The sequence below is a fragment of the Reyranella sp. GW821-FHT12G01 genome, assembly GCF_058806575.1.
On sequence record NZ_JBXAPV010000001.1, the window covers coordinates 1544882 to 1569267 of the forward strand.

A 24386-nucleotide genomic window follows, 5' to 3' on the forward strand; every position below is an offset into this window, starting at 1 on the left:
TCAGAATTTTTGCGACAGGGTCACGAAGAAGGCCCGCCGCATTCCGTATTGCGGTGCGCCGACGCCCACGCCCTGGCCGGTGCGCAGCTCGTAGACCGAATCGGCGAGGTTGACCGCGTCGAGGCGGATCTGCGTACCCTTGTTGCCGCTGATCGGCACCTTCTGCGTTACCGAGAGATTGACGGTGGCATAGGCCGGCAGCGACGTGTCGTTGGGCGTCACGACGCTGGTGCGCAGGCCGCTGCCGAACAGCATGTCGGCGGAAACGCGCGTGGCCCAGTCGGTGCCTGAATTGAAGATGTAAGCGGCGCCGGCCGAGCCCGTCCAACCCTGGTCATGGTCGGCGGCAATCCAGTTGTTGGCGATATAGGTGAGGTCGCCGGGCGAGAAATTGTACTGCGCCGAATTGATGTTGGTGGCGCTGACCTTCGACCAGGCGAGGTTGCCGTAGACCGACCACGGGCCCTGGTCGTAGTTGGCGTAGAGCTCGAAGCCCTTCACCTGCGCGTTCGCGTAGTTGAAGGAAGCAAGCTGGATCGGGGCGCCGAACTGGCCCTTGTCGAGATAGTTCTCGGCGAACTTGTAGTAGCCGCTGAAGCCGACCGTCAGGCCCTCGAGCGGCTTCACGGTGAGGCCGACGTCGAAATAGTCGGAGCGCTCGGCCTTTACCGGACTGTTCAGGAAATTCTCCGGCTCGGCGGTGGTGCCGACCCTGACGGCGAGCGAGCCGGAGCCCACCTGGTTCAGCGGCGCCGGCACGAAATAGCGCGAGTAGCCGGCGCGCAGGCTGATCTCCGGGGTCGGCTCCCACACGACGTTGATGCGCGGGCTGAGCTGGTTTTCCGAGAGCTGTCCGGAGATCGCATCGAAGCGCGCGCCGAAATTTACGGTGACGTTCGGGATCACCTTCCACTCGTCCTGCAGGTAGACGCTGTAGGTCCAGCCGACCAGCTCGGAACCGTCGGTGAAGCCCACCGGATCGGTGCCGGGGATCGTCGCGGTCGGATCGCTGGGATCGGGGACCATGCCCAGCGCGTTGTTCTGGCTGAAGCTGGTGACCCGCTCGCGCTGGACGAGGAAGCCGCCGCGCAGCGTGTGGTTGCTCGCCACCTTCCAGCTCGCATCGGCCTGGGTGCCGACCGCTAGGCTGGAGCGCTGCGACCACGGCGCGATGCCGTTGTAGAGCAGGTCGCCCAGTGCGTCGGGCTGGTAGGAGAGCTTGGAGTAACGGATGAAGCCCGAGAGCTGCAGGTTGAAGTCCTGGTAGCTCTTCTGCAGCGAGGCGATGCCGAAATAGGTGTCTTCCCACTGGCGCTGGTCGAGGACGGCGCTGTTCCAGTCGGTAATGCCGCTCAGGGGAAAGCTCGGCGCCTGTCCCGGCACGTTGGGGATCTGGTAGCGCGCGCTGGCGCCGCCGCCGATGAAGCTCAGGCGCGTGTTCTCGTCGACCAGGGCGGTGAGCTTGGTCAGCGCGTACCATTGCGCGGTGTCGTCGTGCAGCGGCGCGGTGGACGAGGTCGGGTTCTCGATGCCGATGCCGTTGCTGATGTACTGGCCGACGGCGAAGTAATCGAAGTTGCCCGAGCGGCCGCCATACTCGAGCGATGGCTGCAGCCAGTTGTAGGACCCCGTCATCATCGAGGCCTCGCCACCGGGATTGGTGGTGCCCGACTTCACGGTGATATCGACGACGCCGGCGGTGCGCAGGCCGTACTGCGCGGGCAGCGCGCCGGTGATCAGCGAGAGCTGGTCGGCGAAGCGCGGCGACATGATGTTGCTGAACAGCGCCAGGCCCTCGGGCAACTGCACGCCGTCCAGCCGGTACTGCAGGCTGCCATGGTCGCCGCGCACATGGATCTGGCCGAACCCGTCCTGCACGACGCCGGGCGCGCGCAGCAGTACCTGGTTGAGCGGTGCGTTCTCGCCCTGCGGCGTGTTGCTGATGGCGGTCTTGCTGAAGTCGTAGCGCGTGGCGCCGAGGCTCGGCTGGATCTCGCTGCGCTCGCGGTCGAGCCGCTTGCCGACCACCTCGATGGCGACCGACTTCGAGTCGAGTAGCGGCGTCGCCGGATCGGGCAACGGGACCTCTGGCGCTGCCTGGACTTCGGTCTGGGGCGGGGTCTGGGTTGGAGCCTGGGTCGAAATCTGCGCTCGCGCCGGGACCGTCGCGGAGAGGCCAGCCACCAGGGCCAGGGCAGAAACGCCGATCCGCTGCATCCTCAGTCTCCTCACGCCCGTGCTCGATAACGTTATACTGTATTGTGTTACAATATAACATTCAGCAACGTCAATCGATATGGCTCGCGCGGCGGGGCGGTGTATTCAGGTCCCATGAGTCTCGAAAAGCTCGGCGGCGGGCGAAGCCTGTCGTCGTCCCGGTCCGTCGTCGTCGCCTGCTGCGTGCTGATCGTCGCGATCGTGCTGGGCTACACGGCCGTCAACGCCGTGGTGCGGCCGGTCATCTGGTCCGACAGCGGCTGGGGCCTGCTGGGCTGGGACCTGCGCCACGGCCTGCCGTGGAACCACTGGGCCTCGCCCGATCCGCAGGACATCACCAAGGACATCTCGACCTTCCTGTCGATCTGGTCGCCGGGGCAGCATGTCGTGCCCGGCGTCCTCGAAGAACTGGGACTGAGCCTCGGCCATGCGGTGATCGTCACCGTCGCCACCTTCTCGGTGCTCGGGCTTCTCGGCTGGTTCGCGCTCTATCGCGCCTTCGGCTTCCCGCCGCACGTCATCGCCATCGCGCTGGCGCTGGTCGTCTGCAGTCGCGGTTTCGCCTTTCCGTTCGTGATCTATATCGGCGGCGAGATCCTGCTGTTCGGCATCGCGCCGTGGTTCCTGCTGCTGGTCTGGCGCCTGCGCGAGCTGCGCTGGTTCGCCGTGCCGCCGCTGGTGGCCGGCATGGCGGTCATGTTCTTCGCCAAGATCTCGGCCGTCATCCTGGCCTGCGCCGCCATCTCGGCCGCCGTGCTCTCGGGCCCGCACCCGTGGCGGGACAAAGCCGACACCGTGCGCCGTGGCGTGGTCGCGGGCGTCGCCATCGCGATCGTCGGCGTCGTTCTCTATTACGCCTGGTACTCGCGCGGCTGGACGGCGGCCTCGACCGTCGCGGCGGTGCAATGGTCGGTGTTCGTCACCCACGGCATCTTCATCCTGAGCTGCGTGTGGGGCGCCGCGCTGTCGTTCGGCGAGATGTGGAACTTCATCCTGCTCCACCCCGGCCGCGCGATCTTCGGCTCGCAATTGGCGGTGGGCTACATTCTGGCGCTGCCGGCCGCGGTCACGCTGTACGTGATGTGGCGGCAACTGCGCCGGACCTACCCGGACTATCTGGTGTTCGTGGGCCTGACGACGCTGGCCTACAGTGTCGTCTTCCTCTGGCTGTGGGCGCACGGCGCCACGATCGGCCAGGAGGAACGCTACTTCCGTCCGGTGTCGCTGCTCCTGCTGGTCGGCGCGGTGCAGGCCTTCCTGACGGTGCCCAGCAAGCTGCTGCGCCTGGCCGGTGCGATGCTGGCGCTGGTCGGCGCGCTCTACGGGCTCGCGGCCCACGCCAAGCATGTGGTCGTCAATCTCGGCCATCCGCTGGGCGTGCGCGACTTCAGGCACTCCACCGCCAACGACGCGGTGGTGAAGTTCATCCGTACCATCGACGTGCCCGCGCCCGATCGCGCCTCGACGCTGATCTTCGTGCCGTCGCCCGAGATCGGCCTGGAAGTCCGCAACGTCCGCGTCATGGCCAACCATGCCGACTTCTGGTCGATCGAGGACATGCGGAACCTGAAGTTCCGGGGCCGCGTGCCGCGCCTCTACATCATCGTCCAGCAGAAGCTGGTCGGCGAGGGCAAGGCAAAGGCGATGATGGAGCAGTTCGTCGACTACAAGCCGTCCGAATGGAAGGAGAAGCCGCTCGACGGCTTCGTCTGCTTCTACGTCGACTGAGAAACCCGCGCGGTCGAGTGCACGTAGAGCGAGTCGGCGACCGGCGCGAGCCAGGGCGCGCGGCGCAGCACTTCCGAAAGCCGCACGATCGCGCGGTGATGCGGCAGGAAGTTCTCCGAGTCCTGCGCCTGGATGCCGAGGCCGAAGAAGCCGTCGATCGTGAGGCGTGAAGGGCCGATGGCGGCTTCGAAGTCGCGCAGCAGCTCGCGCGGCGTCCAGTAGCGCACGTCGAAGGGCTGCGGCTGCACCCACGTCTTGCGGAGCTGGTGGTAGAGCGAGCGGATGCCGAAGCGGTTGGGCATCTGGATCATGCCGCTGCCGCCCGCCGCCAGGATGCGCCCGATCTCGGCCAGGATCGTGCGGGCGTCGGGCTTGCTGAAATGCTGGACGACGGAATAGCTGAAGGCGACGTCGAAGCTGGCGCCGGCGAAGGGCAGTCGTCGCGCGTCGGCGCACACGAAGTCGGCCTCGACGCCGAACTGGCGGCAGACGCGGCGGGCGATCACGAGGCGGCCGAAATTATGGTCGACCCCGGTGACGCGATAGCCCTTGCGGGCCGCGGCCACGGACCAGCGTCCCCAGGCGCAGCCGATGTCGAGCAATCGTCGGCCCTCGCCGTCGGGCAGTCGCAATTCCGGGATGGGATAGGTGGTGAAGCGATCGCGAGCGGCGTGGAACATCGCACCGCTCGTCGCGCCCTGCATCTCGCGCACGGAAGGATGGAGCGCGGTCGGTGGCGGGGTCTCGCCATCGTCGAGCGCGAGATGCTCCAGGCGGATGTCGGTGTCGAGCGCGCGCCTGACCGAGATGTGTGGTTCGACGTCGTCGTCGAGAAGCAGGATCGGGATGCCGCCGCAGACCGGGAAATGATGGCCTTGTTCGCAGGTCAGCCGGTCATCCGCACGGGCGAGCCGCGTGCGGTCGCGCGGACAGACGAGGGTAGTCTCTATTTGGGCGCGCAGGGCCATGTCTGTTCGAGGGCTTCGCCCGCGAGCGTGATGAAATTCTCGTGGAACCGGGCGGGAATGTTGTTGATGTAGCTGACGACGCCGCGCACCAGCAGGCGTCGTGTGGCCATGGGGGGCAGGCAGATGTTCTGCTTGGTCACCTGCAGTGCGTCGATGATGCCGGCGCAGACTCCCGCGACCAGCAGCTTGGAGGTCGGGATCGGGTCGACGAGAAACGCCTCGCAACCCAGCATGACGTAGTTGGCCGAGCTCGTGTCCTGCTGCGCCCGCGCACCGGGAGCGGCCAGCGTCACGGCCAACAGGATTGCCCAGGAACGTGCCATTTTCATTCGCGCATGATACCGCGTGCCGCAGCCGTCTCGGAACTGGCTTTGGCGAATTTCATCACGGCCGTGATAGTCTCGACCGGCCGAAACACAGCTCACGGGAGACGCAAGAGATGCCTCTGCGCTGGGAAATCCTTCACCCCCAGAAGTTCATCCATATCATTGCCGAGGGCGAGGTGACGCTGAAGGAGATGGAGGCGCATTTCGACGCCATCGTCGTGGCCAATGCACTGTCCTACGCGAAGCTGTTCGACGCGACCCTTCTCAAGCCGATCTACGACGACAACGACGTGATGGCGATGGGCGCGCGGTTGAGCGCCTACACATCCCACTTCGACAGCGGTCCGCTGGCGGTCGTGGGCACCAGCGATTCCGTGAAATTCGCCTTCAAGCGCTTCGTCAACATCTCGCCGTCCAAGCGGCCGGCCGAGCTGTTCAAGACGGAGGCGCAGGCGCGGGCCTGGCTCACCGAGCAGACCGGCGGCTGACGCGGCCGCCGGCGGTCTTCGCGACGGGTCCGGTCAGACCCGCCCGTGGCAGTGCTTGAACTTCTTGCCCGAGCCGCAGGGGCAGGTCGCGTTGCGCGAGACCTTGCCCCAGGTCGACGGGTCGTTGGCGTCGATCGGGCCGTTGGTGACGGGCCGCGGGCGATGCAGGGTCGCCACGCCGCCGCCATCCGGATCGGCCGGATCGTAGGCGGGGTCGTCGCTCATCGCGGAAGCCAGCGCCGGGTCCTCGTGCACTTCGTGCATGTTGGTCGGCATGTCCGGCATCGGCGGCGCCTCCATGCGGATCTGCAGGGTCGCCAGCAAGGTCACGACCTGTTCGCGCAGGTTGGTCAGCAGGTCGCTGAACAGGTTGAAGGCCTCGCGCTTGTATTCGTTCAGCGGATCCTTCTGGCCATAGGCACGCAGGCCGATGCCCTGACGCAGATGATCGAGATGGAGGAGGTGATCCTTCCAGTTCTGATCGAAGATCTGCATCAGCACGCTCTTCTCGACCTGACGCCACACGTCTGGACCGTACTGCGCGGCCTTCTGCGCAAACACGCGTTCGACCGCGTCGCCGAGGCGCGCCTTGATCTCCTCGTCGGCGATGCCTTCTTCCTTGGCCCATTCCTCGACCGGCAGGTCGAGGCCGAAGATGCGCTGGATCTCTTCCTTGAGCTCGCCGATCTTCCACTGCTCGGCGTAGACGCCCTCGGGGATGGTGCGCGTGATGAGCGAGTCGACCACGTCGCGGCGCATGCCGGCGACGGTCTCGGACACGTCTTCCGTGCCCATCAGCTCGATGCGCTCCTTGTAGATCTCCTGGCGCTGGGCGTTCATCACGTCGTCGAAGCGCAGCAGGTTCTTGCGGATCTCGAAGTTGCGCGCCTCGACCTTGCCCTGCGCCGTTTCCAGCGCCTTGTTGAGCCAGCGATGGGTCAGCGCCTCGTCGTCGGCCATGCCCTTCTTCTGGACCCAGTCGAGGACCTTGTTGTTGCCGAAGATGCGCATCAGGTCGTCTTCCAGCGACAGGAAGAAGCGCGACGCGCCGGGGTCGCCCTGGCGGCCCGAACGGCCGCGCAGCTGGTTGTCGATGCGACGCGATTCGTGGCGTTCGGTGCCGACCACGAAGAGACCGCCCGCTTCGCGCACGATCGGACGATCGCGCTCGACGCCGGCGCGGATCTCCGCCTCGACCCGCGCGATCTCGGCGTTGCGGGCCGCTTCGTCGGGGAAGGCCGCGTTGATCGCGGGCACGCTCTGCTGCACCAGCATCTCGACGTTGCCGCCGAGCTGGATGTCAGTGCCGCGGCCGGCCATGTTGGTGGCGATGGTGACGGCGCCCGGGCGGCCGGCCTGGGCCACAATCGCGGCCTCCTGGTCGTGGAAGCGGGCGTTCAGCACGTTATGGGGAATGCCCGCCTTCTTGAGGGCCTCCGACAGCTCTTCCGACTTCTCGATCGACACGGTGCCGACCAGCATCGGCTGCTGGCGCGCGCGGCATTCCTCGATCAGCTTGACGATGGCGCGCGTCTTGTCGCCCAGCGTCCGGTAGATCTCGTCGTCGGCGTCCTTGCGGGCGACCGGCACGTTGGTCGGGATCTCGACGACCTCGAGCTTGTAGATCTCGGAGAACTCCGCGGCCTCGGTCAGCGCCGTGCCGGTCATGCCCGAGAGCTTCGGGTACATGCGGAACAGGTTCTGGAAGGTGATCGAGGCCAGCGTCTGGTTCTCGCGCTGGATCTCGACATGCTCCTTGGCCTCGAGCGCCTGGTGCAGGCCTTCCGAGTAGCGGCGGCCCGACATCATGCGGCCGGTGAACTCGTCGATGATTACGACCTGGCCGTCCTTCACGATGTAGTCGACGTCGCGGCTGAACAGCTTGTGGGCGCGCAGCGCCTGGGTGATGTGGTGCAGCACCGAAACCATCGTGGGCGCGTAGAGGCTGATGCCCTCGGGCAGCAGCCCGTCGGCGCGCAGGATCTCCTCGATCGCCTCGATGCCGGCGTCGGTCAGGACGACCGTGCGGTTCTTTTCGTCCTTCTCGTAATGCTCGGCCTTGAGCTGCGGGATCACCGTGTTGGCGCGGCGATAGAGTTCCGAGGAATCCTCGGCCGGGCCGGAGATGATCAGCGGCGTGCGCGCTTCGTCGATCAGGATCGAATCGACCTCGTCGACGATGGCGTGGTTGAAGGGCCGCTGGACCATCGCGTCCTGGCGATACTTCATGTTGTCGCGCAGGTAGTCGAAGCCGATCTCGTTGTTGGTGGCGTAAGTCACGTCGCAGGCGTAAGCCGCCTTGCGCTGCTCGTCGTCGAGTTCGTTGACGATGATGCCGACGGTGAGACCGAGGAACCGGTAGACCCGGCCCATCCACTCGGCATCGCGGCGGGCAAGGTAGTCGTTCACGGTGACGACGTGCACGCCCTTGCCGCTGAGCGCATTGAGATAGACGGCGAGCGTGGCGACCAGGGTCTTGCCCTCGCCGGTCTTCATCTCGGCGATCTTGCCCTGGTGCAGGACCATGCCGCCCTTGAGCTGGACGTCGAAGTGCCGCTGGCCGAGCGCCCGCTTGGCGCCCTCGCGCACGGTGGCGAAGGCTTCGGGCAGCAGGTCGTCGAGCGTTTCGCCCTTTTCCAGGCGCTCGCGGAACTCGACCGTCTTGCCTCTCAACTGGTCGTCGGAAAGCTTGATGAACTCCGGCTCGAGGGCGTTGATCTTCGCCACCGTCTTGTCGAAGCCTTTGACGATCCGGTCGTTGGCCGTCCCGAAGAGACTCCGGGCAAGCGCGCCAAGCATGAAAACCTCGATATTCTAATGACTTAGGCGGGCACACCGGCCCGCCCTCCCTGTGAGAGATAGAGAGCGGGTCGGGGAGTGTCAACGCAACGCACTATCGCAACTGACCGCAGCGCGGACGCAATCGCCCCGTAATCGCTTTGCAACGCCCGCGCCGCGAGTGCTGCCGGCATTAACGCCTCGCGATGAACGCACGCCTCACGAAAAAGTGCCGCAATTCAAGGCCATCACGCGATGCCTCGGGGAGGCGGCGCTTGCTTGGCCCAATGGGGCCTGTGTAAACGGTTTGCGCCTTTCGAAACGAATGAAGCTGCTGGAGTCCGCCATGAGCAACACCTTGCGCCACCTGCGCCTCGCCCTCCTGAGCGGCGCGGTCGCTGCCTTCGCGGGCCCGGTCCTCGCCCAGACCCCGCCGGCGCAGGCGCCCAAGCCGGCGACCACCGCTCCCGCAGCCCCGGCCGGCCAGCCCGCCGCCAAGCCGCCGGCTCCGGCTGCCGCGGCCCCGACCGCGGTCAAGGACCCGGTCGTGGCGGTCGTCAACGGCCAGCAGATCCGCCTGTCCGAGCTCGAGATCGCCCAGCAGTCTCTGCCGGCCCAGTACCGCACGATGCCGCTGCAGGCGGTGTTCCCGGCGCTGCTCGAGCGCATCATCGACAGCAAGCTGGTCGTCCAGGAAGGCAAGAAGTCCAAGACCAACGAGGATCCGGCCTTCAAGAAGCGCATGGCCTTCGTCGAGGAGCAGGTGCTGCAGGACTTCTGGATCCAGCGCGAGATCGCCCGCCTGGTCACCCTCGAGAAGGTCCAGCAGCGCTACCAGGAGCGCCTGAAGTCGATGCCGCCGGAAGAAGAGGTGCACGCGCGCCACATCCTGGTCGCCACCGAGGACGAGGCCAAGGCGATCATCGCCGACCTCAAGAAGGGCGCGGCCTTCGACAAGCTCGCCAAGGAGAAGTCGACCGACAAGGCGTCCGGCGCCGAGGGCGGCGATCTCGGCTGGTTCAAGAAGTCCGACATGGTGAAGGAATTCGCCGATGCCGCCTTCGACCTGAAGAAGGGTCAGACCTCGGAGACCCCGACCAAGACCCAGTTCGGCTACCACGTCATCTCGATCGACGATCGCCGCACCGCGCCGCCGCCCGCGCTCGAGGAGCTGTCCGAGCAGATCCGCGAGGAACTGGCGCGTGAGGCCGTGACCGCCCAGCTCGACAAGATCCGCGCCGGCTCGAAGATCGAAAAGTTCAACATGGACGGCACCAAGGCCGAGGCCGCCCCGGCCACGCCGGCGACCCCCGCGGCTCCCGTCGCGCCGGCCGCCAAGCCCGCCACCCCGGCGACGCCGCCCAAGTAAGGGCTGCGCCGAAAATCCAGCAGAACACGCCCCAACTAAAACTCACGTTTTAGGGCGTTTCTGGTGTAGTCTCCGCCGCTGGCCGGCTGCCGTCCCGCAGCCGCGCCCGAGGGGAGAAACATGTCCGCCAAGCACGCCATATCGCCGCTCGCGCCCAAGACGACGCCGACGCTGCCCCGCATTGCGGGCGTAAAGCTGGGCGTTGCGCGCTCCGGCGTGCGCTACACGGACCGCGACGACGTCCTGCTCGCCGTCGTTCCGGCCGGGGCCACCATCGCCGGCGTCCTGACCCGGTCCAAGACCTGCTCGGCGCCCGTCGACTGGTGCCGCAAGAACCTGGCCCGCGGCAAGGTCCGCGCCATCGTGGTCAATGCCGGCAACGCCAATGCCTTCACCGGCAAGCTCGGCGACAAGGCGGTCGAGGAAACCACCCGTTCCATCGCCCAGGCGCTGGGCTGCCCGCGCAACGAGGTTTTCATGGCCTCGACCGGCGTGATCGGCCAGCCGCTCGACTGGGAGAAGATCGCCGCCGTCGTGCCGACGCTCATCAAGTCGGGCAAGGAGGACGCCTGGTCGTCGGCCGCCGCCGCGATCATGACCACCGATACGTTCCCCAAGCTCGCCACGCGCCAGGCCAAGATCGGCGAGCGCACGGTGACGGTGAACGGCTTCCTCAAGGGCTCGGGCATGATCGCGCCGGACATGGCGACCATGCTGGGCTTCGCCTTTACCGACGCCAAGATCCCGGGACCGGTGCTGCAGAAGCTGCTGTCCGATGCCGCCGACAAGTCGCTGAACTGCGTCACCGTCGACGGCGACACCTCGACCAGCGACACGCTGCTGATGGTCGCCACCGGTGCTGCCCGCCATGCGCCAATCGAGGAGGCTGACGATCCCGTCCTGGTCGACTTCAAGCGCGCGCTCGACGAAGTGCTGATCGAATTGGCGCAGCTCCTCGCGCGCGACGGTGAGGGCGCCACCAAGTTCGTGACCATCAACGTGGGCGGCGCGTCGTCGAATGGTGCTGCGCGCAAGATCGGTCTCGCGGTCGCCAACTCGCCGCTGGTCAAGACCGCCATCGCCGGCGAGGACGCCAACTGGGGCCGCATCGTCATGGCGGTCGGCAAGTCGGGCGAGCGCGCGGATCGGGACAAGCTGCGCATCTCGATCGGCGGCGTGCGCATCACCGACCAGGGCCAGGTCGTGCCGAACTACGACGAGGCGCCGGTCGCGCAGCACATCAAGGGCTCCGACGTGGTGATCGACATCGACCTTGGGATCGGCCGGGGCCGCGCCACCGTGTGGACCTGCGATCTCACGCACGGCTACATCGACATCAACGGCAGCTACCGTTCTTGACCTCGTTTGAAGACGAGTGCCCGGGCGGCCCGCCGCCGCTGGGCGAGCGTCCGCTCGTGCTGGTCGCCGCGGTGGCGCTGGTCGACACCGGCAGCCGCGTGCTGATCGCCCAGCGCCCGGAAGGCAAGTCGATGGCGGGCCTCTGGGAGTTTCCCGGCGGCAAGGTCGATCCCGGCGAGACGCCCGAACACGCGCTGGTGCGTGAGCTGCACGAGGAGCTGGGCATCGAGACGGCGACGAGCTGCCTCGCCCCGATCGCCTTCGCCAGCCACGGCTACGAGAAGTTCCATCTGCTGATGCCGGTCTTCGCCTGCCGCAAGTGGAACGGCACGCCGCAGCCGCGCGAGGGCCAGACCCTGAAATGGGTCGCGCCGATGGATCTCAACAAATATCCGATGCCGCCCGCCGACCTGCCGCTGGTCGGCCTGCTGCGCGACCTGCTGTAGCTACGCCGCTGGCCGGAGCGACGCGCCGGGCCGCCAGCCCAAAAGATCACGGAAGATCAGCGCCTGCGCGGTCGCCGCCACCGCAGTGCCGCCGTAGGAGACGAGGAGGGCGGCCGTCCAGGTGATGACGGCGGCCGATTCGCCCGCACCCAGCACGCCGCGCGCCAGGCCGAATACCACGCTGATGGTCACCAGGGTCGCGAGTGCGCCCGCGGAGAAGACCAGGAACAGCACGCCGATGATCGTCCAGGCGTTGCCGCGGCTGTGCGCCCACGAAAGTCGCGGCGTGAAGGATTCGTCGATCGCTGTCGCGGCAAGCCCGTAGCTCGCCCGCAACGCCAGCAAGCTCGACACCATGAAGGCCAGGCCGATCGGCATGGCCATCGCCTGCTTGCGCGCAACTTCAGGATCGGCGGCCGCGCTGGCGGCCACGACCTCAGGATCGAGCGAGCCCAGGGTGAGGACGAAGGCCGAGAGCAGGAGGAAGGTGAAGCCGCCAATCTTGATCAGGTAAACGAGGAAGGCCATCTCGCGCGATGACCAGCCCAGTCCGGGCAGCCGGCCGATGCTCTGCGGCCCCAGCAGCACGACCCTCTGCCACGCCACCATGAACATCACGGTCGGCACGATGTCGGCGGCCTTGCCGAGCAACATTGGTATGGGCGTATCGTCCGCCAGCAGCGATCCCAGCAACCGGATCACGAGCGAGGCGATCCACGGGATGGTGACGAGATGGAAGAACAGCCCCAGGTTTGAAAAAACGAAGCTGAAGCTTTGGCCGATCAAGCCGCCGAACGAGAGTTTCACTGCAGGCACGTCGTCTAGCTCCGTTCCACTTTTTCGCCGGCACTGACTTCCGAAGTCCCCAGCGCGTCGGCCAGCCGCTGCGCGGCGCTGCCGGGCTTCAGCGGCTTGGGCTGGGAGGCGTGCGGCGCCCAGCCGTGCAGGAACAGGACCTCGAAGCTCGCCGTGACGCGGCCGCTCGGCCGCACGAATTGCTCGCCGTAGAGTTCGGCCGCCCGCAGCAGCACGGCGCGCCGCGTCAGGCCGCGGCGACGCCCCATCACGAGATTGCTTTCGCCCATGGCGCTCAAGTCGCGCATCAGGGCGAGGGCGCTTTCATACTCGACCTCGATCGTCTCGCTGTCGGCCACCGGCAGGGCAAAGCCCGCGCGCTGTAAAAGGCCCGCGGCGTCGCGCAGGTCGGCGAACGGCGACACGCGGGGACTGAGGCCGCCGTCGATCTCGCTCTCCGCCGCCGCCAGCGCCTGGCGAAGCTGCCACAGAGTGGCGCCGCCCAGCAGGGCGCCGAGGAACAGGCCGTCGGGTTTCAGGATGCGCGCGATCTGGATCAGCGTGCCGGGCAGGTCGTTCACCCAGTGCAGGTCCATGGCGCTCAGCACCAGGTCGAAGCGGCCGGCGGCGAAGGGCAGGAATTCCTCGTCGGCGACGACGGCCGGCCCGCGCGCCCGGGCCGCGAAGCCGCGTCCGAGATCGGCCCGCACCAGATGCTCGACGATCGCCCGTTCGCCCAGCGCGGTGGCGACCTCGTCGCCGTGGCTGCCGAGATCGAGCGCCAGCGGGAAGGTGCGGCGCACGTCGCCCAGCCGGTCGACCAGCCGCTCGGCGATCTCGCGCTTCAGGAAGTCGTGCCGCTCCCAGTCGCGGGCGGCGCGCTCGCGCCGCTGGCGCAACAGGGTGCGGTCGAACACCAGCAGGGGGTCGGAACTCGTCACAGTGGGTATGTAGGGGGAAAGGGCGGCGGCCGGTAGGGGAACGCCATGCTGTGGGCGCATTTGCCCGCCCCAATCCGCCGCATGTTACCGACGGGGGTGAGCGGGGCGTTTGCGGGGATGGGACGGGCAATGCTCGACGCCGTCCTGCCGCCGCTTTGCCTTGGCTGCAACGAGATCGTCGGCGCGCCCGGCGCGCTGTGCACGATCTGCTGGCAGGGCTTCTCCTTCATCTCCGCGCCACAATGCGCCTGTTGCGGCACGCCGTTCGCCGAGGATCTCGGAGCCGGGGCGCTCTGCGCGAACTGCCTGGCGCGCCGGCCGCGCTACCATCGCGCGCGCGCCGCCTTGGTCTACGACGACGGCAGCCGGCGAATCGTCCTGCCGTTCAAGCATGGTGACCGCACGGACATCGCGCGGGCCTGCGGTGGCTGGATGGCGCGGGCCGGCGCCGAGCTGCTGGCCTCGGCCGATCTGGTGGCGCCGGTGCCGCTCCATTGGCGGCGCCTGTTCGTGCGTCGTTACAATCAGGCGCAGATGCTGGCACGCATCGTCGTGCGGACGGCGGCGCCAGGCCGCGATCTGCGCCTGGCGCCCGACCTGCTGCGCCGCCGCCGCTGGACCGGCTCGCAGGCTGGCCTCAAGGCGAAGGAGCGGCGGAGCAATGTCCGCGAGGCCTTCGACATCCATCCGAAGTGGCAGGCGGAAGTCGCCGGCAAGTCCGTCCTGCTGGTCGACGATGTGCTGACTACCGGGGCGACCGTCGAGGCCTGCGCGCGGTCCCTGCAACGCGCCGGGGCCGAACGGGTTGATGTCCTGACACTGGCGCGGGTTATCCGGCCAGCGGTATAGTCCGGGAAAGAGGTTCACCCATGGCCAAGATCGAAATCTACACCACGCCGTTTTGCGGCTACTGCGCGCGGGCCAAAGGCCTGCTCGACAGCAAGGGCGCGGAATATGAAGAGACCGACGTGATGATGGACGACAAGAAGCGCACCGAGATGCGCGCGCGCGCCAATCGCACGACGGTGCCGCAGATCTTCATCAACGGTCAGCATATCGGCGGCTCCGACGATCTCGCCGCCCTCGAACAGGCGGGCAAGCTCGACGCGCTGCTCGCGCAGCCCGGCTAAAAGGGATTTCGACCATGACCGCGTTCAAGGCCGGCCTGATCCAGACCAACGTCAGCAACGAGATGGCCGAGAACGTGGCCTTCATGCGCGAGCAGACCAAGCTCGCGCGCGATGCCGGCGCCGACTTCATCATGACGCCGGAGAATACCGGCCTGATCGGCGCCAACCGCACCGAGACGCTCGCCAAGGCGCAGACCGAGGAAGAGCACGCGATGCTCGCGGCCTGCCGTGCCAGCGCGCGCGACACCGGCACCTGGTTCCTGCTGGGCTCGATCCATGTGCGCGTGACGGGCGAAGAGCAGATCCGCAATCGCTCCTACCTGATCGATTCGTCGGGCGGCATCGTCGCCAGCTACGACAAGATCCACATGTTCGACGTCCAACTCGAGGGCGGCGAGAGCTATCGCGAATCCTCGACCTTCAAGCCGGGCGAGAAGGCGGTGCTGGCCGAGACGCCGTGGGGCGTGCTGGGCATGACGATCTGCTACGACCTGCGCTTCCCCTATCTCTATCGCGAGCTGGCACATGCCGGCGCCACGATGCTGGCGATTCCGTCGTCGTTCACCGTGCCGACGGGCAAGGCGCACTGGCATACGCTGATGCGCGCCCGCGCCATCGAGACCGGCTGCTTCGTCTTCGCGCCGGCGCAGGTCGGCACGCACAAGGGCTCCAACCGCAAGACCTACGGCCACTCGATCGCCGTCGCCCCGTGGGGCGAGGTGATCGCCGATGCCGGTGGAGAGAAGGCGGGCTTCGTCATTGCCGATGTCGACATGGCGAAGATTGCGGAAGCGCGGAAGATGGTTCCGTCGCTGACCCACGACCGCAAGTACGCCGCGCCGGTGATGCACAAGGCCGAGATCGCCAAGGCAGCGGAGTAGATCAGAACGCCTCGAACAGGTGCTCGTATTTCGCGACGAGGCCTTCCTCGTCGAGATCGAGCCGCGCCGTAAAACCGTCGGACACGCCTTTGTCGACATAGCGCCAGGTGCGCGGCCCCAGATATTCGTAGCGTTGGCGTGACGGCTGGCAGGTCAGTACTGAAGCTTCGACGAACAGCGCCAACCATTCGCCGTCGGCCTCGCCCATGCGCCGGATCGCAAGTCCATTGCAGAACGGCGTCGCGGAGACGTCGACCTCGTGACAACCGACGAGGTCGGGACGGGCCTTCCCGTCGACCCGCCACTCGGTGTCGCCAGTCCGTTCGATCAGGAGCGATTTTTCCATCGCGTCGGTCCGCTCGATGCGCAGCGTCCGCGTGCGCCAGTTCGTGTCGAGGTCCCAGCGATAGCGGAGCCCGTAGCTCTCCTCGCCGGCATGGATCAGGGTCGAGCGGACGCTGAGCCCTGACGCGCTGCGCGACAGGGCCATCAGTTCGAGCCCCGGTTCATCGACACGCCGCCACCGGCGAAAAATCTGGTCGTTCTGCATGCGAAACTCTTGCCTCAGATCGTGTGCAAATTGGGGCAAGTTGCCTCGACCGGGGTGTCGAATCGCGGTACTCCCGGCGACACCGCCACGGAGTATCCGATGACCTCTCCCAGCCTGGTGATTCGCAACGGCACCATCGTCGACGGATCGGGCGGCGATCCCTATGAGGCCGATCTTTCCATCGTCGACGGCAAGATCGCGGCGATCGGCAGCGGCATTGCCAAAGGCGCGGAAGAGATTGACGCGCGCGGCAAGCTGGTGACGCCGGGCTTCGTCGACGTTCATACCCATTACGATGCGCAGGTGACGTGGAGCGAGCGGCTGTCGCCGTCGTCGTGGAACGGCGCCACGACCGTCGTGCTCGGCAATTGCGGTGTCGGCTTTGCGCCCTGCCACGAAGACCAGCACGCGATGCTCATCAACCTGATGGAAGGCGTCGAGGACATTCCCGAGGTCGTGCTGTCGGAAGGTCTGCCGTGGAACTGGCATAGCTTCCCCGACTTCATGGATGCGATCGGGGCGCGTTCCTACGATGCCGACGTCGCGACCCAGGTGCCGCACGCGGCGCTGCGCGTCTATGTGATGGGCCAGCGCGGCGCCGATCGCGAGCCCGCCACCGAGCAGGATCGCCAGCGTATGGCGGAGCTCACCGTCGAGGGGCTGCGTGCCGGTGCGCTGGGCTTCTCGACCTCGCGCACGCTCAATCACAAGTCGGCCGACGGCAAGCACATCCCGACCCTGCGCGCCGAGGAAGCCGAACTCACGACGATCGCGCGGGCGATGCGCCAGGCCGACGCCGGCTGGCTGCAGATCGTGTCCGATTTCCAGGCCGGCGAGATCGCCCTGTTCCGCCGCCTGGCGAAGGAGTCCGGCCGTCCGGTCACGATCACGCTGACGCAATCCAACGTCCGGCCGGAGGGCTGGCGCAGCACGATGGCCGAGATCGACGCAGCCAACCGTGAAGGACTGCGCATCACCGCCCAGGTCCGCTCGCGTCCGACCTGCGTGCTGCTGGGCCTCGAACTGTCGCAAACACCGTTCACCGGCAGGCCGAGCGCCGACCGTATCGCCCGCCTGCCGTTCGCCGAGCGTCTTGCACAGTGGCGCAGCCCCGAGTTTCGCGCGCGCGTGCTCGCGGAATCCTTCGAAGGCGATCAGCAGAGGCGGCTGGTCGATCGCTGGGATCGCATGTTCCCGCTGAACGATCCGCCGGACTACGAGCCGACCGCCGACCAGAGCATCGCCGCCATCGCGGCGCGACAGGGCCGTCCACCCGCCGAGGTCGTGTATGACTTGATGCTCGAGCGTGACGGCAAGCAGATCATCTATCTTCCGGTCACCAACTTCGTTGCCGGCAATCTCGACGTGGTGCGCGAGATGATCTCGGCGCCCAACACGCTGCTGGGCCTCGGCGACGGCGGCGCGCATGTGGGCGTGATGTGCGATGCCACGGCCACCAGCTACACGCTGACGCATTGGACGCGCGATCGTTCGCGCGGCTCGCTGTTTCCCGTGTCGTGGGCGATCAAGCGGCTGACCGCCGACAATGCCGACGAGATCGGCCTGCGCGATCGTGGGCTGCTGAAGGCCGGTCTCAAGGCCGACATCAACATCATCGACTACGACAATATGCGGCTGCGGCGGCCCGAGGTCGTCTACGACCTGCCGGCGGGCGGCAAGCGCCTGATCCAGCGGACGGAAGGCTTCGATGCGACCATCGTGTCGGGCGCCGTCGTCTATCGACAGGGTGAAGCGACCGGCGCCTTGCCGGGACGCCTGGTGCGCGGCGCGCGGGGCGCCTGAACACAATTAGAGAAGGCGCGCTGCGATCCGCTGCACCATCGCCATCTTCGGCTGGCTGATCATGCGCGCCTCGTAGGCGGTCACCGAGAAGCGTCCGCGCACCAGCTCCAGCAACTCACCGTCCTTCAGCAGGAAGTCCGGCCGGTCGGGTTTGCCGAAGCGTTCGTTGCCTTGCATGAACGTCTCGTAGAGCAGGATGCCGCCGGGCTGCAGCGCGTCGAACAGCGCGGCAAACAGTGGCCGGTGAAGGTAGTTGGTGACGACGATCGCGCCGAAGCGGCGGCCGGCCAGCGGCCAGGGCGAGCCGTCCTCGAGATCGGCCTGGATCACCTCGACCTTGTCCGATGCCTCCAATGCGCTCACGTCGCGATCGATCGCGGTCACAGGATGGCCCCTCGTCGCGAAGAACTGCGCGTGTCGGCCCTTGCCGGCCGCGACGTCGAGCACGGCGACTTCCGGCGCGACGAGACCAGCCCAGGTGGCGATCCAGGGTGAGGGCGTCATGCCTTGCGCACTCCTGCCTTCGGTTTTGAGGCGCCCTTCAGGTTCAAAAGGTTGCCCGAGAGGATCAGGGCGGCGCCGAGAATGGTCAGCGTGTCCAGACGTTCGCCGTAGAGCAGCCAGCCGGCGAGAGCGGTAAGCGGTACGCGCAGGAAGTCCATCGGCACGACGACGGTGGCGTCGGCATAGAGCATCGCTCGCGTCAGGCAATAGTGGGAGAAGGTGCCGCAGAAGGCGATGGCGATGATCCACGCCCAGACATAGGCCGAGGGCCAGCGCCAGACTTCGAGGCTTGGCACCAGGCCGATGATCGACTGGATCAGCAGCATCCAGAACAGGATGGTGACCACGCTGTCGGTGCGGGTCAGCGACTTCACCATGGTCACCGAGATCGCGAAGCCGACCGCGGCAGCCAGCGCGATGATCTGGCCGGGCACGATCTCGTTGGTGCCGGGTCGCACGATGATGACGACGCCGACAATGCCGAGCGCGACGGCGAGGTTCTTCCAGAGCCCCATGCGTTCGCCGAGGAAGGCGACCGCCAGGATCGCGGTCCAGATCGGCATCGTGAATTCGATCGAGATGACCTGCGCCAGCGGGATCAGGGTCAGCGCCTTGAACCAGGCGAACTGCGCGCCGTAGTGGGCGACGTTGCGCCCGACCTGCTGCCAGGGTCGTTTGGTCTTCAGCTTTCCGAAGCCGCCGGCCCGGTAGATCAGTGGATAGAGCATGGCGATGCCGATGACCGAGCGCATCTCCATGATCTGGAAGACGTCGAGCTCACGGGTGGTCTCGCGGCCCGCGATCGCCATGACGAGCATCGCCGTCAGCCAGCCCGCCATCCAGAAGGCGGCTTTCAGGTTGGAGGGTTGCTGGGTCATTGGCTGGTGCGAGAGGCGGTTTTCACGTGGGCGCGCGCGACATTCGGCTCTTGCGTCCGGCCCGACAAGCCACCATTTTTCGGATTGTCATGATTTTGTATCGCTTGCGCTGCGCCAAAGGCCACGAGTTCGACAGCTGGTTCAAGGACAGCAAGACCTATGAGCGCCAGGAGAAGAAGTCGCTGATCGGCTGCGCCGTCTGCGGCACGGCGAAGGTCGAGCGCGCCCTGATGGCGCCGCGCATCGGCAAGAAGGGCAAGGATGTCGCGCCGCAGGCTGCCGTCGAGGCGCCGGCCGAGACCGCCGCCGCGCCGTCGGCCGAGCAACAGCAGCAGATGGCGGCACTCGCCAAGCACATGCCGAAGGAATTGCGCGAGGCCCTGCTGAAGGTCCGCGCCGAGGTCGAGAAGAACTGCGAGCATGTCGGCGACAAGTTCGCCGACGAGGCCCGCAAGATTCACTACGGCGAGAGCGACAAGCGCGGCATCTACGGCGAGACCAGCGACGAGGAAGCCGAGGCGCTGGCCGAAGAGGGCATCGAGTTCGGCCGCCTTCCCTGGATCCCGCGCGGCAACTGATTCGCCGCCGGGCCGCTATTTCAGCCCGGCCGTCCCGTACAGCATGTAGTTCACGTCGAGGTCGCTCTTGTTCAGCGACCATTTGCGGCTGAGTGGGGCGTAGACCACGCCGACGATTTCCTGCGGTTCGATGCCCCCCGCGCGCAGGCCGCGTGCGACCTCGGACGGCTTCAGGAACTTCTTCCAGTCGTGTGTGCCGCGTGGCAGCCAGCCCAGCACGTATTCCGCGCCGGCGATGGCCAGGGCCCAGGCTTTTGCGGTGCGGTTCAAGGTCGACAGGAACAGCAGCCCGCCGGGCTTCACCATGCGGCCGCAGGACTGCAGGAACAGATCGACATCGGCCACGTGCTCGACGATCTCCAGCGCCAGCACGACGTCGAACTGCGCGCCGCTTTCGGCCAGCGCCTCGGCCGTGCCCTGGCGGTAGTCGATGGCGAGACCCTGGCGCTCGGCGTGGACCGAGGCGGTGGCGATGTTGCGCTCGGAGGCGTCGACGCCGGTGACCGTGGCGCCCAGCCGGGTCATCGGCTCGCTGAGCAGGCCGCCGCCGCAGCCGATGTCGAGCAAGGACAGGCCCCGCAGCGGCAGGTCGCCCAGCGGATCGCGCTGCCAGTGGGCAGCGACCCGGTCGCGGACATAGCCGATCCGGACCGGGTTCAGCCGGTGCAGCGGGGCAAACTTGCCGGTGGGGTCCCACCATTCGTCGGCGATGCGGGAGAAGCGTTCGACCTCGGCAGGATCGACCGTTCCGGCAGTGGGGGTATGCGCGGTTTCGACCATGGCTCCCTTGACCCATATGGCGCCGCCGGTGTCTATAGCCCGCTTTCCGGGCAGAGGCTGCCCTTCGAGTGGATACATGGCGCGCATCGTTCTGAAATTTGGCGGCACATCGGTCGGCGATACGGATCGGATCAAGAACGTCGCGCGCAAGGTCAAAGCCGAAACCCTGCGCGGTAACGAGGTCGCGGTCGTGGTCTCGGCCATGTCGGGTGCCACCAACCAGCTCGTGAAGTGGGTGAACGAGATTTCCCCGCTGCACGATCCGCGCGAATACGATGTCGTCGTGGCGACGGGCGAGCAGGTCACGATCGGCCTGCTGGCAATGGCGCTGCAGCAGGAGGGCGTGAAGTCGCGTTCCTGGGCGTCGTGGCAGCTGCCGATCAAGACCGACGATGCCCACGCCAAGGCGCGCATCATCGAGATCGACACGGTGGAGTTCGCCAAGACGATGGCGGCGGGCGAAGTCCCGATCGTGCCGGGCTTCCAGGGCGTTTCGCCCGAAGGCCGCATCACGACCTTGGGCCGCGGCGGCTCGGACACGTCGGCGGTGGCGCTGGCGGCGGCGCTCAAGGCCGATCGCTGCGACATCTATACCGACGTCGACGGCGTCTACACGACCGATCCGCGCATCGTCGAGAAGGCGCAGAAGATCGATCGCGTGACCTACGAGGAAATGCTCGAAATGGCCTCGCTGGGCTCGAAGGTGCTGCAGACGCGCTCCGTCGAGCTGGCGATGAACCATCATGTGCGCGTGCAGGTGCTGTCGTCGTTCGACGAAGCGCTCGGCAGCGATTTGCCCGGAACTCTGGTTGTGGACGAGGAAGAGATCATGGCCCAGGGCCTCGAGAAGTCCGTCGTGAGCGGCATTGCCTTCGCCCGGGACGAGGCGAAGATCACCGTGGTGCAGGTGCCGGACCGTCCCGGCGTCGCCGCCGGAATCTTCGGTCCGCTGGCCGAGGCCAACATCAACGTCGACATGATCGTGCAGAACGTGTCGGTCGACGGCAGCGCCACCGACATCACCTTCACGGTGCCCAAGGCCGACCTCGCCCGCGCCGCCGAGAAGCTCGAGAAGGCCAAGGCCGAACTGAAGTTCGCCGAGGTGAAGTCCGACCTCAACGTCTCCAAGGTCTCGGTGATCGGTGTCGGCATGCGCAGCCACGCGGGCGTCGCGCTCAAGATGTTCGAAACCCTGGCGGCCAAGGGCATTAACATCCAGGTCATCTCCACCTCGGAGATCAAGATCAGCGTGCTGGTGGCCGCCGAGTACACCGAACTCGCGGTGCGGGCCCTTCACACGGCCTATGAACTGGACGCGGCCTGACCGGACGGGCCGTAGGGGCTTGATTCAGGCCCAAATTGCAGCCGGACTCTGCGAATTAGCCGGTAGGCAGTCCGGCGCGGGTCTTGCTATAAGCGGCGCATGGACGCCGCACTCGCCCATATGCCTTGCTGGAACAACCGCCCGACCCAATCGGCGGCCGCGGCTTGGCGAGTTTGCGCCTGCGTCATCGACCGCAGCTTCGTAGTCATCCGACTCAAGCATCCAGCGGTCTGACCATGGAGAGATCAACTCCCCTGGCCGGACCGCGAATGCTCCTCAAGCGGCTCCGGGACACGATGGCGCGTGCCGAGTCCGTCGAAGTGACGCTGAGCGAGGTCGTGCGCCTGGTCGCCAACGAGATGGTGGCCGAAGTCTGTTCGATCTACCTGTTGCGGGCCGGCGAGGTGCTCGAACTGTTCGCTACCCAGGGCCTCAACCCGTCGGCCGTCCATGCGACGCGACTGCGGGTGGGCGAGGGTCTGGTCGGTGACATCGCCGCCCACGGCCGGCCGTTGGCGCTCGACGATGCCCAGCATCATCCGCAGTTCGCCTACCGCCCCGAGACCGGCGAAGAGATCTATCATTCGCTGGCCGGCGTGCCGATCGTGCGCGCAGGGCGCGTGCTCGGCGTGCTGGTCGTGCAGAACCGCACGCGCCGCCAGTACGACGAGGAAGAAGTCGAGACGCTGCAGACCATCGCGATGGTGCTGGCGGAACTCGTCTCCGCGAGCCACGTCGTCAGCCCCAACGAGGTCCAGCAGGTCGACGGCATCGGTTTGCTGCCGCTGCGCGTCGATGGCGTGCAGCTCACGCCGGGCGTCGCGATCGGCCGCGCCGTGCTGCACGAACCCCGCATCGTCATCCAGCGCGTCGTCGCCGAGAATCCGGAGCAGGAGCAGGTCCGCTTCCAGGAGGCGCTGCATGGCGTCCGCGAGGATGTCGATCGCATGCTCGAGGCGCACGACATGCAGTCGGGCGAGCAGCGCGAGATCCTCGAGACCTTCCGCATGTTCGTCGACGATCGCGGCTGGGCCGAGCGCGTGCGCGAGGCGATCGATTCCGGCCTCACCGCCGAGGCGGGCGTGCAGCGCTCGTTCGACGATGTGCGCCGCCGCCTTGGCCAGTCGACCGATCCCTATATTCGTGAGCGGCTGAGCGACCTGCAGGATCTCAGCAATCGGCTGCTGCTGCGTCTCACCGGCCGCGTCGCCACCGATCCCGCCGCGCTGCCCGACGACATGATCGTGATCGCGCGCGACATGGGCCCGGCCGAACTGCTCGACTACGACCGCAACCGCCTGCGCGGCGTCGTGCTGGAAGAGGGCTCGGCGCTGAGCCACGTCGCGATCGTGGCGCGTGCGCTGGACATCCCGGTGGTCGGCCGTGCGCCCAACGTGCTGGCGCGGGTCGAGGCGGGCGATCCCATCGTCGTCGACGGCGACAACGCACAGGTCCTGGTGCGCCCGGCCGAGGACATCCTCCAGACGGTCTATGTCGCGATCGATGCGCGCGCCGAGCGTCGCCGCAAGTACGCGGCGCTGCGCGACCTGCCGCCGGCGACGCGCGATCAGGCGCGCATCTCGCTCAACATGAATGCCGGTCTTCTGATCGACATGCAGCATCTCGACGATACCGGCGCCGATGGTGTCGGCCTGTATCGAACCGAGATTCCGTTCATGGTGCGTTCGGAGTTTCCCGACGTCGATGCACAGGCTTGGCTCTATGGCCGCGTGCTCGATCTCGCCGATGGACGACCCGTAACATTTCGCACGCTCGATGTGGGAGGTGACAAGGTCCTTCCCTATATCGGCGCGTTCGGAGATGAAAATCCTGCGATGGGTTGGCGTGCCATCCGCATCGGGCTCGATCGGCCCGCGATGCTGCGTCGCCAGTTGCGCGCGATGATCCTTGCGGCGAATGGCCGTCCCTTGTCGGTCATGTTCCCGATGATCGCCGAGGTCACCGAATTGCTACGCGCTAGGCATTTGCTCGATCTCGAGATCGAGCGTGCGAAGCGGCGTGGTCAGGCGGTGCCTGAGCGTCTGCGTGTTGGCGTTATGTTCGAAGTGCCCGCGCTCGCATGGCAGCTCGACAGCCTTTTGCCGCACATCGACTTCATCTCGATCGGCACGAATGACCTGCTTCAGTTCCTCTATGCCGCCGACCGCGGCAACAGCCGCTTGGCCGGTCGCTACGACAGTTTGTCCCCAGCCCTGCTTCGGCTGCTACATTTTGTAGTGAACAAAGTGCGCCCTGCTGGCGTGGACATTGCGGTATGCGGTGAGATGGCAGGCCGTCCGGTCGAGGCATTGGCGTTGCTCGCAATAGGCGTACGCTCTCTGTCGATGTCTCCAGGTGCGATAGGCCCTGTAAAGGCGATGGTTCGTTCGCTCGATCTCAATGAAGCGGTTGGTTTCATGAGCTCTGCGCTTACTCAACCCGATCGTCCCTTGCGTGAGACGTTGCGTCTCTTCGCCGCCGATCACGCGATCGAAATTTAGCGACTCAAAGTCGAATCGCTTTTGCCCTGCCATGGGGCCTCT

General features: G+C 66.7%; 22 protein-coding genes. 12 read left to right on the forward strand and 10 right to left on the reverse strand.

Annotated elements, in window-relative coordinates; genetic code table 11:
• Positions 1-2217, reverse strand: a complete 2217-nt coding sequence (locus AC1RP5_RS07660; protein ID WP_493110032.1) for a TonB-dependent receptor — start codon at positions 2215-2217, stop codon at positions 1-3.
• A 114-nt stretch (positions 2218-2331) separates the two neighbouring features.
• Between AC1RP5_RS07660 and AC1RP5_RS07665 the strand changes: the two genes are divergently transcribed.
• A complete protein-coding gene (locus tag AC1RP5_RS07665) occupies positions 2332-3945 on the forward strand; it encodes a hypothetical protein (RefSeq protein ID WP_493110033.1) in 1614 nt (537 codons plus the stop codon).
• Here the strand turns inward: AC1RP5_RS07665 and AC1RP5_RS07670 are convergent.
• Both AC1RP5_RS07670 and AC1RP5_RS07675 read right to left on the reverse strand, forming a co-directional pair.
• On the reverse strand, positions 3933-4913 hold the full coding sequence (locus tag AC1RP5_RS07670) for a methyltransferase domain-containing protein (RefSeq protein WP_493110034.1): 981 nt from the start codon (positions 4911-4913) through the stop codon (positions 3933-3935). The genes AC1RP5_RS07665 and AC1RP5_RS07670 overlap by 13 nt on opposite strands.
• Positions 4892-5236, reverse strand: a complete 345-nt coding sequence (locus tag AC1RP5_RS07675) for a Rap1a/Tai family immunity protein (RefSeq protein ID WP_493110035.1) — start codon at positions 5234-5236, stop codon at positions 4892-4894. The genes AC1RP5_RS07670 and AC1RP5_RS07675 overlap by 22 nt, the downstream gene beginning before the upstream one ends.
• A 116-nt stretch (positions 5237-5352) precedes the next feature.
• On the opposite strand from AC1RP5_RS07675, the gene AC1RP5_RS07680 reads away from it, so the two are divergent.
• Positions 5353-5727, forward strand: coding sequence for a hypothetical protein (locus tag AC1RP5_RS07680; protein WP_493110036.1), 375 nt, complete (start codon positions 5353-5355; stop codon positions 5725-5727).
• 33 nt (positions 5728-5760) lie between these two features.
• On the opposite strand, the gene secA is transcribed toward AC1RP5_RS07680, so the two are convergent.
• A complete protein-coding gene (gene secA, locus AC1RP5_RS07685) occupies positions 5761-8526 on the reverse strand; it encodes a preprotein translocase subunit SecA (protein ID WP_493110037.1) in 2766 nt (921 codons plus the stop codon).
• 325 nt (positions 8527-8851) lie between these two features.
• On the opposite strand from secA, the gene AC1RP5_RS07690 reads away from it, so the two are divergent.
• From AC1RP5_RS07690 to mutT, 3 genes are all read left to right on the forward strand, one after another.
• Positions 8852-9874 carry a peptidylprolyl isomerase gene (locus AC1RP5_RS07690; RefSeq protein ID WP_493110038.1) on the forward strand — a complete coding sequence of 341 codons (1023 nt, stop codon included), beginning with the start codon at positions 8852-8854 and terminating at the stop codon, positions 9872-9874.
• Between the two features lie 120 nt (positions 9875-9994).
• Positions 9995-11233 carry a bifunctional glutamate N-acetyltransferase/amino-acid acetyltransferase ArgJ gene (argJ, locus tag AC1RP5_RS07695; protein ID WP_493110039.1) on the forward strand — a complete coding sequence of 413 codons (1239 nt, stop codon included), beginning with the start codon at positions 9995-9997 and terminating at the stop codon, positions 11231-11233.
• Complete coding sequence (mutT, locus tag AC1RP5_RS07700; RefSeq protein WP_493110040.1) at positions 11230-11679, forward strand: 8-oxo-dGTP diphosphatase MutT; 450 nt, start codon at positions 11230-11232, stop codon at positions 11677-11679. The genes argJ and mutT overlap by 4 nt, the downstream gene beginning before the upstream one ends.
• Here mutT and AC1RP5_RS07705 read toward each other — a convergent pair whose 3' ends face one another.
• A complete protein-coding gene (locus tag AC1RP5_RS07705; protein ID WP_493110041.1) occupies positions 11680-12495 on the reverse strand; it encodes a hypothetical protein in 816 nt (271 codons plus the stop codon).
• 5 nt (positions 12496-12500) lie between these two features.
• Positions 12501-13415, reverse strand: coding sequence for a methyltransferase domain-containing protein (locus tag AC1RP5_RS07710; protein ID WP_493110042.1), 915 nt, complete (start codon positions 13413-13415; stop codon positions 12501-12503).
• Positions 13416-13544: 129 nt separating this feature from the next.
• On the opposite strand from AC1RP5_RS07710, the gene AC1RP5_RS07715 reads away from it, so the two are divergent.
• From AC1RP5_RS07715 to AC1RP5_RS07725, 3 genes are read left to right on the forward strand one after another with little or no spacing between them, the layout of a single operon-like run.
• Positions 13545-14264, forward strand: coding sequence for a ComFC family protein (locus AC1RP5_RS07715; RefSeq protein ID WP_493110043.1), 720 nt, complete (start codon positions 13545-13547; stop codon positions 14262-14264).
• Between the two features lie 20 nt (positions 14265-14284).
• Positions 14285-14545: a glutaredoxin 3 gene (grxC, locus tag AC1RP5_RS07720; RefSeq protein WP_493110044.1), complete on the forward strand. Its 261-nt coding sequence runs from the start codon at positions 14285-14287 to the stop codon at positions 14543-14545.
• Between the two features lie 14 nt (positions 14546-14559).
• Positions 14560-15426, forward strand: a complete 867-nt coding sequence (locus AC1RP5_RS07725; RefSeq protein WP_493110045.1) for a carbon-nitrogen hydrolase family protein — start codon at positions 14560-14562, stop codon at positions 15424-15426.
• Between the two features lies 1 nt (position 15427).
• Here the strand turns inward: AC1RP5_RS07725 and AC1RP5_RS07730 are convergent, their stop codons facing one another.
• Positions 15428-15976 carry a putative glycolipid-binding domain-containing protein gene (locus AC1RP5_RS07730; protein WP_493110046.1) on the reverse strand — a complete coding sequence of 183 codons (549 nt, stop codon included), beginning with the start codon at positions 15974-15976 and terminating at the stop codon, positions 15428-15430.
• A 99-nt stretch (positions 15977-16075) separates the two neighbouring features.
• Here AC1RP5_RS07730 and AC1RP5_RS07735 point away from each other — a divergent pair, with 99 nt between their 5' ends.
• On the forward strand, positions 16076-17779 hold the full coding sequence (locus tag AC1RP5_RS07735; protein ID WP_493110047.1) for an N-acyl-D-amino-acid deacylase family protein: 1704 nt from the start codon (positions 16076-16078) through the stop codon (positions 17777-17779).
• A 6-nt stretch (positions 17780-17785) separates the two neighbouring features.
• On the opposite strand, the gene AC1RP5_RS07740 is transcribed toward AC1RP5_RS07735, so the two are convergent.
• Positions 17786-18283, reverse strand: coding sequence for a class I SAM-dependent methyltransferase (locus AC1RP5_RS07740; RefSeq protein WP_493110048.1), 498 nt, complete (start codon positions 18281-18283; stop codon positions 17786-17788).
• Positions 18280-19161 (reverse strand): DMT family transporter, encoded by an 882-nt coding sequence (locus tag AC1RP5_RS07745; protein WP_493110050.1) that lies wholly within the window; start codon positions 19159-19161, stop codon positions 18280-18282. Before AC1RP5_RS07745 ends, AC1RP5_RS07740 begins: the two co-directional genes overlap by 4 nt.
• Positions 19162-19250: 89 nt before the next feature.
• On the opposite strand from AC1RP5_RS07745, the gene AC1RP5_RS07750 reads away from it, so the two are divergent.
• Positions 19251-19739 (forward strand): DUF1178 family protein, encoded by a 489-nt coding sequence (locus AC1RP5_RS07750; protein ID WP_493110051.1) that lies wholly within the window; start codon positions 19251-19253, stop codon positions 19737-19739.
• A gap of 15 nt (positions 19740-19754) precedes the next feature.
• On the opposite strand, the gene ubiG is transcribed toward AC1RP5_RS07750, so the two are convergent.
• Positions 19755-20519 carry a bifunctional 2-polyprenyl-6-hydroxyphenol methylase/3-demethylubiquinol 3-O-methyltransferase UbiG gene (gene ubiG / locus AC1RP5_RS07755; RefSeq protein ID WP_493110052.1) on the reverse strand — a complete coding sequence of 255 codons (765 nt, stop codon included), beginning with the start codon at positions 20517-20519 and terminating at the stop codon, positions 19755-19757.
• A gap of 76 nt (positions 20520-20595) precedes the next feature.
• Here ubiG and AC1RP5_RS07760 point away from each other — a divergent pair, with 76 nt between their 5' ends.
• Together AC1RP5_RS07760 and ptsP are read left to right on the forward strand one after the other, a co-directional pair.
• Positions 20596-21843: an aspartate kinase gene (locus tag AC1RP5_RS07760; RefSeq protein ID WP_493110053.1), complete on the forward strand. Its 1248-nt coding sequence runs from the start codon at positions 20596-20598 to the stop codon at positions 21841-21843.
• A 269-nt stretch (positions 21844-22112) separates the two neighbouring features.
• Positions 22113-24344, forward strand: coding sequence for a phosphoenolpyruvate--protein phosphotransferase (gene ptsP / locus AC1RP5_RS07765; RefSeq protein WP_493110054.1), 2232 nt, complete (start codon positions 22113-22115; stop codon positions 24342-24344).
• The last annotated feature ends 42 nt before the right edge of the window (positions 24345-24386 follow it).